The sequence below is a fragment of the Flavobacterium salilacus subsp. salilacus genome (assembly GCF_004634195.1).
Taxonomy (GTDB): domain Bacteria; phylum Bacteroidota; class Bacteroidia; order Flavobacteriales; family Flavobacteriaceae; genus Flavobacterium; species Flavobacterium salilacus.
The window spans coordinates 16,332-35,660 of sequence record NZ_SKBP01000015.1 but is presented as its reverse complement, the minus strand read 5'-3'; the positions used below and the strand labels follow the sequence as shown (position 1 = coordinate 35,660).

The following is a 19,329-nucleotide window of genomic DNA, read 5'->3' as shown; positions in this document are numbered from 1 at the left end:
TTTTTATTAAAAGTCAAGGTTTACACCAAAGCTGTAAATCCTGGGACGTGGATAAAAGTTGTTATCAATAGCTCCAAAGTTTTCCGGATCCTGACCTGAATACTCAGTAATAAGGAAAGCATTGTTTACAGTAGCATATACACGTAAAGAAGCCGATTCCATGATTTTATCAAATCTGTATCCAAGTGTAATGTTATCACATCTCAAGAATGCTGCACTTTCCAGGTAGTAGTCAGAAAATGGTATGTTTCCGTTAATTGTTTCAAAACGCGGGTCGGCAGCACCACTATAAAAATCAAGAACGTTACTAAGGCTGTTGGTGTTGTTTGGTAAAGCTCTGTTTACCCATCCGCCCTGAAGTTTAACAGCGTTATAAACCTGTCCGTCGAACTGCCCATGGAAGTTGGCAGAAAGGTCGAATTTTTTATAATTGAAATTCGTAGCAAAACCGAACGTCCAGTTAGGGTTGAGAGTTTTAAAGTACCTGTCATCATTAGTAATTACACCATCCTGGTTACGGTCTCTAAATGCGCCGGGTATAACATTGCCTTCGACATCGTAAAGCTGCTCAAAAACGTATGCAGAGTAGGGTTGAGATCCTACGTTGTGGCGAGCAAGGTTTGAACCTGTACTTACAGGTAGTGTTCCGCCAGCATCTATAGTAGTAACATTTTTAAGATCAGTTACTTCGCCAAAGTTATAGGCAAAGTTACCTAAAACATCCCAATGTATATCATCAGTATTGATAAGATTTAATTTAAGATCTACTTCTATACCTGAATTTTCCATAGAACCTATGTTCTGTGTGATATCATTAGTAAGGTACTGCCCGGGTGGTACAAACGTTCTTACAAGTAGTTCGTCGGTAACTTTTTTATACACATCTACACTACCCGAAAGGAACTCGTCTTTAAAGAAAGAGAAGTCGATACCGGCATTATAAGTAGTGGTAACTTCCCATTTCAGTTTATCATTAAAAGGGTTAGCACTGTATGTGTTAGCACCCGGCAGGTACTGGCTGTTAGGGTCACCCGGGCTAAAAATTGCCGATGTTGGGTAATAGCCTTGAATACTAGTAATATCCTGTTGCCCTGTTTGCCCCACACCTAACCGCAGTTTTAAATTATTAACTACTTTACTGTCTTTTAAAAACGCTTCATCAGTTATTCTCCAGGCTACAGCCGCCGCAGGGAAGTAACCCCAGCGTTCACCTTCTTTAAATAATGAAGAACCATCTGCCCTTAATGTGAAAGTGAATAAGTATTTATCAAACAAATCTACATTGGCACGACCGAAGAATGATTCCAGTACAGTTTTGTTATAATATCTGTTATTTGGGTTTTGGTCGTTTACCCTTACTTCTCTTAAACCGGAGTCTATATTGTACTGGTAAATAGTTTTATATCCGTCGTTTACAAAACTTTGGTAGGAGTGACCCGCCTGAGCATCAACTCTTGTAACAGCACCCGTAGTAAAGTTTTTAGTGTAAGATAAATAAGCATCCATCAATTTGTTAGTAATGTGCTGTGTTTCTCTGTAATTTACTCCCGGATTAAAGACCCAACTGTTGTTATCGTTATCTCTTTGGTAAGAAGCAAGTGCAAATTCACCAAACTCTTCCAATATGTTAGCACGCGAAGCTTCTACACCTAAGTTTAATATAGCTTTCAGTTCCGGAAGGAAATGCATTTTATAATCAAACTGTACGTTACCTATCAATTTATTAACCTGTTCCGGTCTTCTTCTTTCATTCAAAAGGTTAACAGGGTTATACTGTCCGTCCGGATCTAAAGGGTCAGACACGTTGGTGTTTTGATAATATCCTCCAAAATTGTTAGTATCAGCAGTAGTATATACCGGTTTTGTAGGATCCATATTTAAAGAACCTGCAATAGCGCCACCCTCATCAACTGTATTTTTCTCTACCCAAAGCCCTTTGGCATTAACATCTACTTTTAAATGATCGTCTAAAAATGTAGGAGTTAGTTTAACCGAAGCAGTATAGCGCTCATAGTCGTTTGTTTTTACAGCTCCTTCATTTTTAGTATATCCTACAGAGGCACGAGCAGGAACTTTGCCAAACAGGTTAGCACGTGCGCTAAAATTATGGTCTGTAAAGAAAATATCTCTTAATATTTCATCCTGCCACTTGGTGTTAGATAATATCCTGCCTTCAATTTCTTCTGTGGCTGGGTTATCTACTGCATCCGTAGTAGGATCGTCTATACCTAAATAATTTGTAAATTCAGGATGATATTCTCTTATAAACCTTGAAAAAGTTGGTCCGTCCATTACATCAATAAGATCGGTAGCTTTACCAAAACCTACGCTTGCGTTATAGTTAAATTGCGGTGCTCCCGATGTCCCTTTTTTAGTAGTGATAATAATTACACCATTAGATGCTCTCGAACCGTAAATAGCCGTTGCAGAAGCATCTTTTAGAACTGTAAACGACTCAATATCGTTAGGGTTAACTAATGATAATGGGTTATTTACACCCGCAGGGTTTACAAAATCTAAGGGTACACCATCTATTATAATAAGCGGGCTATTTTGCGCGCCTAACGAGCTTCCTCCACGAATCCTGATGTTTGGTGCAGCATCGGGCTGCCCGCCCGCACTGGTAATCCTTACACCCGGAGCTCTACCTGTAAGCAACTGGTCGGCAGTAGTAATAGCTCCTTTATTAAATTCGTCGGTATTCACCGTTGTAAGCGATCCCGTAGCATCTCTTTTGGTTGTAGTACCATAACCTATAACTACTACTTCCTGAAGCTGTGTGGCATCTTCCTGCAACACTATGTCTATAGTACTTTGCCCTGTATATTCTACTGTTTGTTCCGCAAAGCCTATAAAGCTGAATACTATACGGTTACCCATATTTACGTTGGTAAGAGTATAGCTACCATCCATATCAGTAGTGGTACCGTTAGTAGTGCCCTCTATTATTACATTTACTCCCGGAATGGGCTGCCCGGTAGTACTATCACTCACATTACCGCTTAATGTGCTCTGGGCGAGTACACTTAAAGGCAACATAAGTAATAAAAGTAAGAACTTTTGATACATTGTTTTCATACAAGTTGTTTAAGTTAATTTTGCTTTTTGTTTTGCTTATAAGTTCACTTCGAATGTTAAAATTATGTAAATTATGTTAGCAAAAAAACGTTTTCGTGCTACACCTCTATCGAAAACGTTTGCGTGTTGAAAACTTTTCTTATTTTATGCATTTTCAGTAACATTATTGCTATAAATAAAAATTAAAAGTATCTTTATTAAAAATATAATAGTTTACAGTTTCATAATGAGAAGAAAAGTAACGCTTAAACAAATTGCTAAAGAGCTTGATGTATCTATATCCACTGTTTCGAAATCCCTTAGAAACAGTCCCGAAATAAGCGAAGACACCCGCCAAAAAGTGCAGGCTTTTGCTAAACTTTATAACTATCGCCCTAACAACATTGCGCTGAGTCTTAAAAATAAAAAAACCAAAACCATAGGCATTATAATTCCCGAAATTGTACACCACTTTTTTGCAACCGTTATTAGCGGTATAGAGCAGGTGGCTAACGAAAACGGGTACAATGTTATCGTATGCCTTTCTGACGAATCTTTTGATAAAGAAGTAATCAATATGGACATGCTTGCCAATGGGAGTATCGACGGGTTTATTATGTCGTTATCCAAAGAAACACAGCTAAAAAAAGACTTTCACCACATAGAGGAAGTTATCAATCAGGGCATGCCCGTAGTAATGTTTGACCGTGTTACTAATGAGGTGCTTTGCGATAAAGTAATAATAGATGACCAGCTTGCAGCCTACAGAGCCGTTGAGTTTTTTATAAAAAGCGGTTTTAAAAAAATTGCCCTTGTTACCACAGTTGACTATGTTAGTGTAGGTAAGTTAAGGACAGATGGCTATATCAATGCGCTTATAGACCATGATATGTCTGTAAGTGAAAATATGATAGTAAAAATAGAAGATATAGAAAACTGTGCCTCTAAAATTGAGAAGCTGCTGAACGATAAAAAACCCGATGCTATTTTTGCTGTAAATGAGCTGTTTGCCGTTACTACCATTAAACTTGCCAATAAAATGGGAATGAAAGTGCCAGATGATATATCTGTAATTGGTTTTACCGATGGTATTATATCCCAGTTCTCTACGCCAAGTATCTCTACCATAAGCCAAAACGGTATAAAAATGGGTGGCAGAGCAGCAAAAATGCTCATAGAAAGACTGGAAATGGACGAAGAAAATGAACAATATACTACTGAATTGATAGAAACAGAGTTGGTACTCAGAGAATCTACGGCAACGTTGTAGTTTGGTGTAAAAAACTCATTTTCAACAGTATAAAATGTTAATTCCGACGGATACGTCGGAATTTTTTTTGCAATAAAAAGTTTGCGAGAACAAAAAAACTATATATTTGTCAATATTATCAAAGCTTATAACTTCACTTCAAACAATAAGTCTTTGATAAGCCATAGCGCGCTTATCGTATTATAAATCATTAAATTACGATAATGGAAAAGCGTAAATTAGGTTTCTGGGAAATTTGGAACATGAGTTTCGGTTTCTTGGGGATACAAATGGGTTTTGCGCTGCAAAATGCCAATGCCAGTCGCATACTCCAAATTTTTGGTGCCGATGTACATGAGCTTTCATGGTTTTGGATTATTGCCCCTCTCATGGGGTTAATCGTACAGCCCATAATAGGACATTACAGCGATAACACCTGGAGCAGGTTTGGCAGAAGAAAACCCTACTTTCTTGTAGGAGCATTATTAGCATCAGTAGGTTTAATATTAATGCCGCAAGCCGATATTTTTATCGCTTTTCTTCCAGCACTTTGGGTGGGGGCAGGGATGCTCATGATTATGGATGCATCGTTTAATATCGCTATGGAACCCTTTAGGGCATTGGTAGCCGATAACCTGCGTACTGACCAGCGTACACTTGGTTTTAGTGTACAAACAGCATTAATTGGTTTCGGAGCCGTTATTGGTTCTTGGCTGCCCTATGTACTTACCAACTGGCTGGATATACCCAATACCGCACCCGATGGTGTTGTTCCCCCAAACCTTATTTGGTCTTTTATAATAGGCGCGGGTGTACTTGTTGCCACTATCCTGGTAACCATTTTTACCACAAAAGAATATTCGCCCCAAGAACTGGATGGTTTTGAAGCGGAAGGCGAATCCGGAATTATACCGATGAAAGAAGCCAAACTTTCGGATATTTTTACTGATTTCCGTAAAATGCCCGAAACCATGCGTCAGCTTAGCTGGGTACAATTCTTTTCTTGGTTCGGGCTGTTCGGTATGTGGGTATTTACCACTCCGGCAATAGCACACCACCTGTATGGTTTGCCCATAGACGATACCAAAAGCCAGACCTATCAGGATGCAGGCGACTGGGTGGGCGTACTCTTTGGGGTTTATAATTTGGTTTCAGCCCTGTTTGCTTTCTGCCTGCCCTACATAGCTTTTAAAATTGGCAGAAAGTTAACGCACTCCATTTCACTTGTAATAGGAGGCGTAAGCCTTATTTCCATTTATTTTATGCCCGACCAAAACTGGGCAATATTACCCATGATAGGCGTGGGTATTGCATGGGCAAGTATATTGGCTATGCCCTATGCTATCCTTGCAGGCTCTATTGCTCCCCGAAAAATGGGGGTATATATGGGCATATTTAATTTCTTTATCGTAATCCCGCAAATTATTAATGCACTTATTGGAGGTCCTATTGTAAAATATTTTTACAACGGCGATGCTATTTATGCTATTATAACAAGTGGCGTTAGCTTCATTATTGCCGCCATATTGGTGGTAAAAGTTAAAGATGTTGACGACCTTAAATCAAAATCAGAAATTCTATAATAAAAATTAATGAAAAAGAAAGCATTCATATTCGATCTTGATGGTGTGATAGTAGATACAGCCAAATATCATTTTTTGGCATGGCAAAAAATCGCAGCACAATTGGGAATTGATTTTACGCACGAACATAACGAACAACTTAAAGGAGTGAGCCGTGTGCGCTCGCTCGATATAATATTGGCAATAGGAAATGTACACATTGAACAACAGGAAAAAGACAACTTGTTGCTGAAAAAAAATCAAGATTATCTAACCTATATCGATAAAATGGATGAAAGTGAAATATTGGATGGGGTACTACCGGTATTAGAATACTTAAAACAAAATAACCAACCCATAGCATTAGGCTCGGCAAGTAAAAATGCCCGACCGATACTCGAAAAAGTGAAGATACTCCATTATTTTGATGCCATAGTAGATGGTAACGATGTTACCAATGCCAAACCCGACCCCGAAGTTTTTGTACAGGCGGCAAAAAAACTCAATATGCCGTCGGAGGGCGCTATTGTTTTTGAAGACTCGGTAGCAGGAGTACAGGCAGCCAACATAGCCCAAATGATAAGCGTAGGCATAGGCGAAAAAACAGTGCTGCACGAAGCCCATTACAACTTTAACAATTTTACAGAAATAGATACTACATTTTTACAAAACTTAGTAAATAAATAAAAATGAACCAGGATTATATAGTACCGGATAATTGGTCCATAATAGAAGAAGGATTTGATGCGGAGAGAGTAAAATCATCTGAAAGTTTGTTCAGCATAGGTAACGGAGCCATGGGGCAACGTGCCAATTTTGAAGAAAGCTATTCAGGGCATACCTTTCAAGGGAGCTACATTGCAGGTATTTACTACCCTGACAAAACTAAAGTAGGGTGGTGGAAAAACGGTTATCCGCAATATTTTGCAAAAGTATTAAATGCCCCCAATTGGATAGGTATAGATATTACCGTAAACGGCGAAGTACTTGACCTGAATACTTGCGAGCAGGTAAACTACTTTAGGCGCGAGCTTAATATGAAAGAAGGTTGGTACAACCGTTCTTTTGAAGCAGTATTGCAAAACGGTACAGCCATAGCCGTAAATGTTACACGATTCCTGTCGCTTGAAGATGACGAACTGGGTGCAATAAAATATGATATAACACCGCTAAACGGTACCGCCCAAATTACCTTCAGCCCATATATAGATGCCGGTGTTACCAATGAAGATGCCAACTGGGAAGAAAAATTTTGGGAACCTGTAGCTGTAAAACACACCGGCAATGCTGCTTTTGTAACAGCCAGAACATATAAAACACATTTTGATGTAGCAACCTACATGCACAATACCATACAACTGGCAGGTAAGGATTTAAACCTAAACCCTACAGAGGTAAAGACAACTACTGATAAAGTACAATTTACCTATAATGTAGAGGCTACTCAGGGGCAAACAACCACTATAGTTAAGCTGGGCGGTTATACAGTATCATTAAACCATGCTTCGGATAAACTGGTTGATGCCGCGCAAAATGTGATTAACATCGCGTTGGCAAAAGGCTATGATACATTACTGAAAGAACAAAAACAAGCTTGGGGCAAAATATGGGAAATGGCAGATATTACCATTGATGGCGATGTAAAAGCGCAGCAGGGTATCCGTTTTAATATTTTCCAGCTAAACCAAACCTATCTGGGTAAAGATCCAAGGCTGAACATAGGACCAAAAGGATTTACAGGCGAAAAATATGGCGGTAGTACCTATTGGGATACCGAGGCATATTGCATACCATTCTACATGGCTACCAAAGACCAGCAAGTGGCACGTAACCTGTTAACCTACCGTTACGAACATTTGGAGAAAGCCATTGAAAATGCAGCTAAATTAGGCTTTACCAACGGCGCGGCACTATACCCAATGGTAACCATGAATGGAGAAGAGTGTCACAACGAGTGGGAAATTACTTTTGAGGAAATCCACCGTAACGGGGCAATAGCCTTTGCTGTATATAACTATTACCGCTTTACAGGCGATTACAGCTATATACCCGAAAAAGGGCTTGAGGTACTTATCGGTATCGCTCGTTTTTGGCAGCAAAGAGCCACATTCTCATCCCACAAAAACAAATATATGATACTTGGGGTAACAGGGCCTAATGAGTATGAGAATAACGTAAACAATAACTTTTATACCAACTATATTGCAAAATGGTGTATAGATTATACTATGAAGCAGATAGCCAAGGTAAAAAGCGACTATACTGCCGATTATGCCCGTGTAATGGCTAAAGTAAACCTGAATGATGCCGAATTGCAGCAATGGAAAAATGTAGCCGATACTATGTACTTCCCCTATTCGGAAGAACATGACGTGTACTTACAGCAAGACGGTTTTTTAGATAAAGAGCTTATACCGGTAAGCGACCTTGACCGCAGCCAACGCCCAATCAACCAAAAATGGAGTTGGGACAGGATATTGCGTTCGCCCTACATTAAGCAGGCAGATGTATTGCAGGGCTTCTATTTCTTTGAAGACCATTTTAGCAAAGAACAACTGGAAAAGCATTTTGATTTCTACGAACCACTTACAGTGCATGAGTCATCACTATCGCCATGCGTACACTCCATACAGGCAGCAGTACTGGGCAGGATGGAGCAGGCATATACTTTTTACCTGAGAACATCGCGCCTTGACCTTGATGATTATAACAAAGAGGTAGAAGAAGGGTTACACATAACCAGTATGGCAGGAACATGGATGAGTATTGTAGAAGGCTTTGGCGGAATGCGTGTTAAAAACGACACCTTACATTTCGAGCCAAGAATACCACAGCAATGGGAAGGATACTCTTTTAAAATAAACTTTAGAAATCAGATATTAAAAGTATCTGTACAAGCAACAGAAACCAAGTTTACACTCGAAGGCGATAAACATCTTATTGTTTTTGTAAACGGAAAAGAAGTACGGGTAGAACCCGACGCATTGGTAACCGTTTAATTTTTTTAACCTGCAGGGTCGGTAAGACCTTGTAGGTTTTTTTGATTAAACCAATAACACCTAAAAACGATAAAAAGCCTTACAGAAAATAAATAAGAAATGAAAAAACTACTATACCTATTTCTCCTTATCAGCGGTACTGCTTTCGCGCAGATTGACCGTGTAGAACCGCCTTTCTGGTGGAGCGGAATGAACCACAGCGAATTGCAAATAATGTTCTACGGTAAGGACATAGCGCAATATACCCCAACAGTATCAGATAATATCATTATAAACAACGTGGTAAAAACCGAAAACCCCAACTATGTTTTCGTTACCATAGACACTAAAAACGTTCCTGCCTCTGATTTTGTTTTCTCGTTTAAAAACAAAAACAAGACAGTTTTTACACACAAATATTCGCTGAAACAACGCAGAGAAGGTTCCGCTTTAAGAGAAGGTTTTAACTCGTCAGACCTTATATACCTCATTATGCCCGACCGTTTTGCTAACGGTAACCCGGATAACGACAATGTAAAAGGAATGGAGGACAAAGCCAACCGAAACGAACCTTTTGGCAGGCATGGCGGCGACATTCAGGGTATCATTAATAATCTCGACTATATAAACCAATTGGGGGCAACCGCAATATGGAGTACCCCGCTTTGTGAGGATAACCATTCAAGAGGATCCTATCATGGGTATGCCCAAACCGATGTGTATAAAATAGATCCCCGTTATGGTACTAATGAAGATTATTTACAACTATCTCAGGAGTTGAAAGAAAGAGATATGAAACTCATTTTAGATTATGTAACCAACCACTGGGGCAGCGAACACTGGATGTATAAAGATTTACCAACGTATGACTGGGTACATCAGTTTCCGGGCTATGCACAAAGCAACTACCGTATGACTACGCAGTTTGACCCAAATGCTTCTGATATAGATACAAAATACTGTATGAACGGTTGGTTTGTAAGCGATATGCCCGATTTAAACCAAAGTAATCCGTTAGTATTAAACTACCTCACGCAAAATGCAATTTGGTGGATAGAATATGCTGATTTGGATGGTTTCCGTGTAGATACCTATTCCTATAACGATAAGGAAGGCATTGCCAAATGGACAAAAGCCATTATGGACGAATATCCGCATTTTAATATAGTGGGCGAAGTATGGATGCACGACCAGGCACAAATGGCATATTGGCAAAAAGACAGCAAGATAGCCGCGATACAAAGCTACAACTCCTACCTGCCAAGCGTAATGGACTTTACCCTGCACGATGCTTTCGGAAGCGTGTTTAATGAAAACAAACCGGGTTGGGATAGCGGTATGCAAAAAGTATATGACAATTTTACTAACGACTTTTTATACCCCGACATTAATAACCTGTTGATTTTTGCCGAAAACCACGATACAGGCAGATTTAATGAAATCTATAAAAATGATTTCAACAAATATAAAATGGCAATGACATTGCTGGCTACCGTTCGCGGAACACCCCAAATATACTACGGTACAGAAATAGGCATGGCAGGCGACAAAGGTAAAGGCGATGGCGATATCCGCAGGGATTTCCCCGGTGGATGGAAAGGCGATAAAAACAATGCTTTCACACAAAGCGGACGTACTGCCGAGCAGCAAAAATGGTTCGACTTTTCATCAAAACTATTCAACTGGAGAAAAGGCAAAGAAGTAATCCATACAGGCAAAACCACACACTACCTGCCTTGGGATAATGTGTATGTATATTTCCGTCATAACGATAAAGAGTCGGTTATGGTACTGATAAACAACAGCGATGAAGCGCAAACCGTAAAAACAAACCGTTTTGCCGAAAGCCTTACAACCTATAAAAAAGGTAAAGACATACTGGAAGGGAAAACGGTGGAAGTAACAAAAGATATTACAATGCAACCCAAATCGGTTTTAATACTGGAACTGCAATAATTTATGAGGTATATAGCATACATAGCGTTTCTTTTTCTTGCTGCCGTTGTTTCGGCACAAAATGCCAACAGGCATATAGAAAGCACACAATATTTTGGCGACCGCCTTGAATTGGTAATGAATGACGGACGTTATGTAATTAAACCCTATTCTGAAAATATTGTTGAAACATCGTTCATCCCGAAAGGAGAGGAGTACAACCCGCAGTCGCATGCTGTGGTTATGCAGCCCGAAAAAGTAAAAGTAAATTTTAAAAACAGCGAAGATAAAATAACATATACCACAAAAGGCGTTGAAGTGGTTATTGAAAAATCGCCTTTCAAAATAAATTATTACTATGGTGATAAATTGCTGCTTTCGGAAAAAGAAGGATATATTAAAAAAGACAGTACCGAAGTATTGCAATTCAACCTCAATACTGATGAAGCCTTATATGGCGGTGGTGCACGCGCTTTGGGCATGAACCGTAGGGGGAACAGGCTGCAACTGTATAACAGGGCACATTATGGCTATGGCGACAGGTCGGAACTATTAAATTTTACCATGCCGTTGGTTATGTCATCAAAAATATATGCGGTGCATTTTGATAACGCTCCTATAGGCTGGCTCGACCTTGACAGCAAAAAAGATAACACGCTGGAGTATGAAACCATTAGCGGACGCAAAACCTATCAGGTGGTTGCTGCCGATGATTGGTATAAACTAATGGAAAGTTACACCCAGCTTACAGGCAGGCAACCCATGCCGGCACGCTGGACACTGGGCAACTTTGCCAGCCGTTTCGGGTATCATTCTGAGAAGGAAGTACGGGATGTGGTGCAGAAATTCCGCGAAGAAAAAATTCCGTTGGATGCCATAGTGCTCGACCTGTATTGGTTTGGTAAAGAAATGAAAGGTACAATGGGTAACCTCATGTTTTTGCGGGATAGTTTTCCTACTCCCGAAGGCATGATGGCAGGTTTGAAAAGACAGAATGTAAAAACAGTAGTAATAACCGAGCCCTTTATACTTACCACCAGTAAGCGTTGGCAAGAAGCTGTGGCTAATAATGCACTGGCTACCGATGCTGCCGGTAAACCCTATACCTACGAGTTTTATTTTGGTAATACAGGAATTATAGACTTATGGAAACCCAATGCACGCGCTTGGTTCTGGAATATATACAAAGACTTAATAGACAGAGGTGTATCGGGCTGGTGGGGCGATTTGGGCGAGCCGGAAGTGCATCCGTCATATGTGCAACACGCCGGAGGACTATCTGCTGATGAGGTGCACAACATATATGGTAACGAATGGGCAAAGCTGGTATTTGAAGGTTATAAAAAAGACTTTCCGAATCAACGACCATTTATACTCATGCGTGCGGGTTATTCCGGAGCACAACGCTACGGTATGATACCCTGGAGTGGCGATGTAGGCAGAAGCTGGGGCGGATTGCAGTCGCAACCCGAAATAGCATTACAAATGGGCATGCAGGGCATTAGCTATATGCACAGTGATTTAGGAGGTTTTGCAGGCGATAATATAGATGATGAACTGTATGTGCGCTGGCTGCAATATGGAGTGTTTCAACCCATATTCCGACCACACGCACAAGAGTCTGTTCCTGCCGAACCAATATTCAGAAAACCGGAGGTAAAGGCGTTGGCTAAAAAGGCGATAGAATTACGCTACCATATGCTGCCGTATAATTATACACTGGCTTTTGAAAACAGCCAAAAAGGATACCCGTTAATGCGTCCGGTGTTTTTTGAAGAACCGCAAAACAAAGAACTGTTTACCGTTACTGATGAATACTTATGGGGAAATGATGTACTGGTAGCACCTATAGTACAGCAGGGAGCAAACGAGCGAAAGGTATATTTCCCGAAAGGGAGTAATTGGTTTTACAATAATAAAAAATATGAAGGAGGTACTACTGTAACCATTAAAACGGTAGAAGACTTTATTCCTTTCTTTTTCAGGGGTGGTGCATTTCTACCTGTGATTAGTGATAAAATCCAATCTACCGAAGAGTATTCTTCTTCCAAAATAGGAGTTGCCTATTATTATGATGCTGATAGTAAGGAAAGTGCCGGGACGCTGTATGAAGATGATGGCAAAACCCCCGATGCTTATGAAAAAGGAGAGTATGAAATATTACATTTTAAGAGTGAGGCCAAAAGAAATAAAGTATTCATTACCATAGAGTCCGAAGTAGGAGATAATTATCCAAAAACAGAAAGAGAAATTTTATTCTCGTTCATCAGCAACGGTGATGACAATGTAAAGTCAGTTCGCATTAAAAGTGGCGAATCAGCAAAAATAGAATTTGATTTAAAATAGAAATAGAAACCAAAGTAGCATAAAATGAAAAAAACAATTTTATTAGGAATATTGTTAACAGCCTTCATTAGCTGTAAAGACGACAAAAAAGAACAGGAAACCGCCGAGGTGGCTCAGGCGGAGGAGCTTGCGCCCGTAAGCCCGGCAATGATGGAAAACAGCGTTATTTATGAAGCCAATATCCGTCACTACTCGCCCGAAGGTACTTTTAATGCTTTTACCAAAGATATTCCGCAACTGAAAGAGTTGGGCGTAAAAGTAATATGGCTGATGCCGATTTACCCTATTTCCATGAAAAACAGAAAGGCAACAGGCGACCTTTCTATAGAGGATATTAAAGACCCGAAAGAGAAAGAAAAGTATTTGGGCAGCTACTATGCCATTACTGATTATACTGCCGTGAACCCGGATATGGGCTCGATGGAAGATTTGGATAATCTGGTAAAAACAGCCCATGATAACGGTATGTATGTAATACTGGATTGGGTGCCTAACCACACAGGGTGGGATCATAAATGGATTACCGAGCATCCTGAATATTATTACAAGAATAATAAAGGTGAAGTGACCGACCCAATTAACCCTGCAACGGGCGAAAGCTGGGGCTGGACAGATGTGGCACACTTAAGCTATGAGAGCAAAGCGCTTTATGAGCCTATGAAAAACGAAATGCTTTTTTGGATAAAGGAGCATAATCTTGATGGTTTCCGTTGTGATGTGGCGGATAATGTACCTACTGAGTTTTGGGAATATACCATACCAAAGTTGGAAGAAGTAAAGCCCCTGTTCATGTTAATGGAATCGAACAAGCCTTACCTTTTTAAAGGAATATTTGATATGGGCTACGGTTGGGATTTACACCACATTATGAATGATGTTGCCAAAGGACATAAAACGGTTAAGGATATTGATGCTTATATGGTAAAAAAAGACAGTATGTATGACAAGGGCGATATAATGATGAACTTTACCAGTAATCATGATGAAAATGCATGGAATGACAGCGCAATACAAAGACTTAGGGAGAGCGCAGAGACTTTCGCAGCATTTAGTTATATGGTTCAGGGTATGCCGTTAATCTATACAGGGCAGGAGTATGATGTTGATCGTCGCCTTAAATTCTTTGAAAAAGACAGTATCCCGAAAGAGAAGAAAAAAATGTATGCGGTATATGAAAAGTTGGGTAAACTTAAAAATGAAAATGCAGCCCTTAACGGAGGTGAAAACCCTGCGGCTTACAATCGTATTAAAACATCGGATGATGTAAATATCATTGCTTTTGAAAGAGCGAAAGACGGCAAAAAGGCTTGGTATATAGCCAACCTTTCTAAATCGCCAAAAACGTTTACACTGCCTGTAAACGGTACTTTTACCAATTACATGACGGGAGAGAAAGTAACCCTAAATAAAGAGCAAAAACATCAATTTGCAGCTTGGCAATATTATATACTGACAGAATAATAACAGTTAACCCCCTGTGCTTAGGCATAGGGGTTATTTTTTACTTTTTTTAAACTTTATTTATTAACCAAAACTTTTTTACATGATGAAAAGATTACTTTTTTTAGTAGCGATGCTTGCCTGCACAACTATAACGTTTGCGCAGTTTGACAACATCGGATTATTGGGTGGTTCTACCGTTACAGGTTGGGACTCAGACACAGACATGGTGACTACCGATGGTATTATTTACACATTAAATGATGTGGTAATTACATATCCAGAAAATCCTGAGGAAGTAACTCCGGGAGTTAAATTCAGGAAAGATGATGCCTGGGCAATAAACTGGGGTGGCAGTGGGTTTCCTTCAGGTACAGCATCCCTTGAAGGTCCGAATATTCCTGCCGTTAATGGGACGTATAATGTAACTTTTAATAAAGATACAGGGGTTTATAGTTTTACTGCTCCCGGATTTAGTGAGGTTGCTCTTGTAATAGATGCTATGGATGTCGAAATGTTTACTACCGATGGAGTTACTTATACTGCCAATAATGTAGCACTTGAGGCAGGTAACGTTGCTTTTTCTGTAGATGGTACTACAAGTTGGGGAAGTTCAGGTTTTCCTACAGGTACAGCAGTAGAAGGTCAGCAAATACCTGTTTTGGCTAACAGTTATAACATTTCGTTCAACCTTGATACCAAAGCATACAGTTTTGATTTTGTCGTTATAAGCATGATAGGTGACGGGGTTGTTGATTGGACTACAGATATCGAAATGGCTACAACAGATGGAGAGAATTATACCTATACGCTTACTTCTGCAGGAGGCGAGGGTAAATTCAGGTTGAATTACGACTGGAATCCGGGTTGGGGCAGTACAGATTTTCCATCAGGTATTGGTTCTACAGCCGGCGGTGCGCCAAATATTCCTATTGCTGCAGGAACGTATGATGTAACTTTTAACAGGGTTACAGGTGCATATAACTTTGACGAGGTTACTGCCAGTGTAGCAGATTTTTCAAATAGCAGTATAAAAGTATATCCTAACCCATCAAACACCGTATGGAATTTTGATGCAGGCAGCGTTATTATAAATAATGTTGAAGTTATAGATGTTACCGGTAAAGTGGTATATGCAAACACATTTGCAGCATCTCAGGTTACTGTTAATGCTGATGCTTTGGCGGCGGGTATTTACTTTACAAGAATTTACTCAGGAGCTTCTGTACAAACTATTAAAGTAGTTAAAAAATAAAAAACATAGTTATATCCTGTAAAAGCCCAAGTTTAATGCTTGGGCTTTTTGATTTTAATGATGTTTTCTGATAAAATTTACCTATTCAACAATAAGTTTTTGGGTTAAAGTATCTCTCTCATCAGTTTGAGCAGATATAATATAAATCCCTTTTTCCAAATGGCTTATTGATAGTTCAGCAATATTACTTATACCATCTTTTTTATCTGCTACCATTCTTCCGTCAATACTATATATTGTAATGTTTTTAATAAAACCTTTAGTAAGCTCAACAGTCACTGTTTCTGATGCAGGGTTAGGATAAATAAGCAGCTTTTTTTCTTTAATAATTGCTTCTGTAACAGTACTTTCATCCTCTAACAGGGCGGGTCTTGCTCCGAAAGAAGGTTCAAAAGTACCTTCGCAACGCCCGATAAGGGCATGGTATAATGAACCTGAATCTGCATGAAAACCATCGGTCATAACTACATACTGCCCAGCCATGTATTCCGCATCGGCACCGTTGTTTATTACATTTGAAGCTTTTAAGCTTAAATATGCATGTTCGTGAACAGGCTCTATAGAAGCGGTAAGCGGAGTTGTAATAAGAATATCATTAGCAGTGGCAGTACACAAAATAATACCTGTTACAATAAGGCTATACTGTTGCACATTGCTATACAGCGAGTTTTTGTGGCTTACGGTTATAGTATAAAGCCCTTGGGCACCAGGAACGTCAATACGCTCATAAGGATCTTTTGTATTATCAGCCTGTATAGCTTCGAATGAGGATGTACCGGTATTATAAGTAAGTTTATAAGGATAGTATGTGTTTATACCTTGAGTTATCCTTATATCCAGGTCGTTAATAAGTCTTGCCGATGTAGTATTGGCATTGGCTGCTGTTTGCGGAGAACCCCATTTGTCTGTCCATGATATAGAAGCTTGCAAATCGTTAATGCCATCAGCAGCTACGATAAAAGAATAAGTATCATATTCATTAAGCGTATTTTCTTCGATAATTGTATGGGTACTGTTATATCTCATGGTTTCGGCGGCTCTTTTGGTATTAAGATATCCCCATCCTGAAACAGGGTCGGGACCGTCTTCCAGAAAATCATCAGCTGTATGTAGTACTAACCCTTTTAGAGTAGCGGCACGCATAAATTCGTCATGAAGATCGCGGTTGTACTCCTGTAGCAACAGTAATGAACCTGTTGTGTTTGGAGATGCCATTGATGTCCCTGTTTTTGTGCCATAGTTACTGTCTCCCGTAGAAATTGAAGAATATAAAGTCCATCCGTTTGCAGTTATATCCGGCTTAATTCTTAAATCATTTGTTGGGCCTTGGCTGCTCGATGAAGCTATAGTAGCACTTATAAAATTTCCTTCATCATCAAGAACAGGTTCATGAGCGTTGGCAACAACCAAATTGTTCTTAGTCGTTTTAAAATTTATTAGTTTATCATAACCACTTTCGCCATACATAGGGTTACCATTTGCAGTAGAATTAGCGCCATTGTTGCCTGCAGAAGTAACCATTAAATAATAGGGAGCCTGATACATAATTACGTCCCATACGCGGGACTCCATAGTATAAGCTCCAAATATTGCATCATCAATATTAAGCGGATTACCTAATCCATAAGAGTGATTCGATATGAGCATCCCTCCATTTATAATTGCATCCGTTACTTCTGAGTCGTCGTCATGCCAGTCATAAGTTATTACCTCTGCTTCTGATGCCATTCCTTTGGCACTTGCTACAACCCCTTGGGCGGCTATAGTTCCTGTCACATGGGTTGCATGGTCATTATTAGTCACAATACCTGCGTCGGGCGTATCGCCATAGGAAACCCTGTTTGTAAGTTCCTGATGTGTAGTGCGCACAGCTCCGCCGTCCCATACATAAGCCCGCATTTCAAAGCCGTCAAGCTGCAGTTGCAGGCTGCCTCCCGAATTAAGATGATTAGTTCTCGTGGCAATAACCGCATTAGCATTATCCAGTATAAAATATATTGGGATGCTATCCTGAACTTCCGCTAATTGACTCCACGTTCCATCAGGGTTTTGATATTTTACGGGCCAGCCGTTTAGGGTAGCCTGTTCCAATGCATACTCTCTTTTCGTTACGTTTTCGGTTTTTAATGAGTCTCGTAAAGTTTCTAAACTTGGAATGTCGTAATGGCTCAGTATTCTTGTAATCTCCTGAGATGTTTGAGTGTATCCTGACAGGGAAAAAAGTAAACAGATGTAAAAAGTTAGATGTTTCATTACTTCTCTTTATTTTTTAATTCGGAAACAAATGCTTTTAACTCATCTATTTCTTTTTGTTGCTGTGCTAACTGGTTCAGTTTTTCTTCCTGTACTTTAAGTCTTTTGTTTTGCTCTATAATATACAGGGTAAGCTCTTCAATTTTTTCCTGCTGTATTTTTGCTATTTCGCCAAGGTTAAGTCCGTCACGACTTAATGTCACGGCAGAAGGTACATTAGGCAGATGACCGTTTTCCTGAATAAAACATTCAACTTCTTCAAGAGAGAGCAGCGTATAATTTTCTTCAAATACATAGTCTGCCCAGTTAGAGGGAGATTTTAAATTAACTCTTATTTCTTCTGTTAAGATACCTCCTTTTACAAATAGTTGATAACTGTTTACATTTACCCCGCCGGCAGTAGTAGGGAAAAGATTAGCTTGGTCAGCAAGGGCTTCATTAGTAATACCTACCCTTCCGTTAAAGACTAAGGTGTTTGCAGCAAAGTCGCCTCTGATAAGCGGAGTTTGTGTGCTGGAGTTATCAATAAAAAGCTGGTCGCTATAGGTAGTTCCTGAAAAGCCGGGTCCGCCGCCATATATACTACCTGCATTTTTTCCGATAAAGACATTATTGGAACCATTATTATTACTTCCTGCCCCATAGCCTAAAGCAACATTATATGAACCAGTTGAGGCATATCCCGTAGCAGTAGCCTGTCCGATATATGTGTTGTAAGATCCGGTAGTATTTCCTCCACCTGCACTTGTTCCTATAAATACGTTTTGATATCCTGAAGTATTGCTAAGTCCAACGCCGTAACCACCAACAAATACATTTTGATATCCACTTGTATTGGCAAGTCCGGCACTACCTCCTACAAAAACATTAAGACTTCCATTGCTGTTATACCCTGCATTCTCACCTATAAAGGTGTTTCTCGTGCCACTAGTATTAGAGTATCCTGAATTAGCGCCTATAAAGGTATTATTGGTAGATATAGTGCTTTTTCCAGCATAGTATCCAAAGAAGGTACTCCCGGTATTTCCCATTACCCCTGCATTTAAACCAACGCTGGTAGCATTAGATCCTAAAATGTGGGTTTGAGAATATGCAACAGTGAAAATTCCTGCTGTAAGTAACATAGTAAAAAAATGTTTTGTTTTCATAATAATTGATTATTAGATTGGTTGTTAAAATGTAAAGAAAGATTATTATTCGATAATTAATTTTTTATAAAAAATATTTTCGTTTTTAGTTTCTGTAATTACAATA

Annotated in this window: 11 protein-coding genes; 8 read left to right on the top strand and 3 right to left on the bottom strand. The window is 39.5% G+C overall.

From position 1 onward, the window contains the following. Positions 1–6 precede the first annotated feature (6 nt). Entirely contained in the window at positions 7–3,078 is a 3,072-nt protein-coding gene (locus tag E0W68_RS13410; protein ID WP_225990365.1) for a SusC/RagA family TonB-linked outer membrane protein, read from the bottom strand. A 226-nt stretch (positions 3,079–3,304) separates the two neighbouring features. Here E0W68_RS13410 and E0W68_RS13405 point away from each other — a divergent pair, with 226 nt between their 5' ends. The 8 genes from E0W68_RS13405 (at position 3,305) to E0W68_RS13370 (ending at position 15,822) form a co-directional block, all read left to right on the top strand. Continuing rightward, a complete protein-coding gene (locus E0W68_RS13405; protein ID WP_135219954.1) occupies positions 3,305–4,327 on the top strand; it encodes a LacI family DNA-binding transcriptional regulator in 1,023 nt (340 codons plus the stop codon). A 203-nt stretch (positions 4,328–4,530) separates the two neighbouring features. Further along, positions 4,531–5,889, top strand: coding sequence for an MFS transporter (locus E0W68_RS13400; protein ID WP_135219953.1), 1,359 nt, complete (start codon positions 4,531–4,533; stop codon positions 5,887–5,889). Between the two features lie 9 nt (positions 5,890–5,898). Beyond that, positions 5,899–6,555: a beta-phosphoglucomutase gene (pgmB, locus tag E0W68_RS13395; protein WP_135219952.1), complete on the top strand. Its 657-nt coding sequence runs from the start codon at positions 5,899–5,901 to the stop codon at positions 6,553–6,555. A gap of 2 nt (positions 6,556–6,557) precedes the next feature. Beyond that, on the top strand, positions 6,558–8,867 hold the full coding sequence (locus E0W68_RS13390; protein ID WP_135219951.1) for a glycoside hydrolase family 65 protein: 2,310 nt from the start codon (positions 6,558–6,560) through the stop codon (positions 8,865–8,867). Positions 8,868–8,966: 99 nt separating this feature from the next. Further along, the gene (locus E0W68_RS13385; RefSeq protein WP_135219950.1) at positions 8,967–10,802 is read left to right on the top strand and encodes a glycoside hydrolase family 13 protein; all 1,836 of its coding nucleotides are present in this window, start codon (positions 8,967–8,969) and stop codon (positions 10,800–10,802) included. 3 nt (positions 10,803–10,805) lie between these two features. Further along, positions 10,806–13,127 (top strand): glycoside hydrolase family 31 protein, encoded by a 2,322-nt coding sequence (locus E0W68_RS13380; protein ID WP_135219949.1) that lies wholly within the window; start codon positions 10,806–10,808, stop codon positions 13,125–13,127. Between the two features lie 24 nt (positions 13,128–13,151). After that, positions 13,152–14,588 carry an alpha-amylase family glycosyl hydrolase gene (locus E0W68_RS13375; RefSeq protein WP_135219948.1) on the top strand — a complete coding sequence of 479 codons (1,437 nt, stop codon included), beginning with the start codon at positions 13,152–13,154 and terminating at the stop codon, positions 14,586–14,588. An 82-nt stretch (positions 14,589–14,670) separates the two neighbouring features. Then, positions 14,671–15,822, top strand: coding sequence for a T9SS type A sorting domain-containing protein (locus E0W68_RS13370; protein ID WP_135219947.1), 1,152 nt, complete (start codon positions 14,671–14,673; stop codon positions 15,820–15,822). A gap of 81 nt (positions 15,823–15,903) precedes the next feature. Here E0W68_RS13370 and E0W68_RS13365 read toward each other — a convergent pair whose 3' ends face one another. Together E0W68_RS13365 and E0W68_RS13360 are read right to left on the bottom strand one after the other, a co-directional pair. Beyond that, positions 15,904–18,075, bottom strand: coding sequence for a S8 family serine peptidase (locus E0W68_RS13365; RefSeq protein WP_135219946.1), 2,172 nt, complete (start codon positions 18,073–18,075; stop codon positions 15,904–15,906). Then, positions 18,075–19,223, bottom strand: a complete 1,149-nt coding sequence (locus tag E0W68_RS13360) for a hypothetical protein (RefSeq protein WP_135219945.1) — start codon at positions 19,221–19,223, stop codon at positions 18,075–18,077. The genes E0W68_RS13365 and E0W68_RS13360 overlap by 1 nt, the downstream gene beginning before the upstream one ends. Positions 19,224–19,329 lie beyond the last annotated feature (106 nt).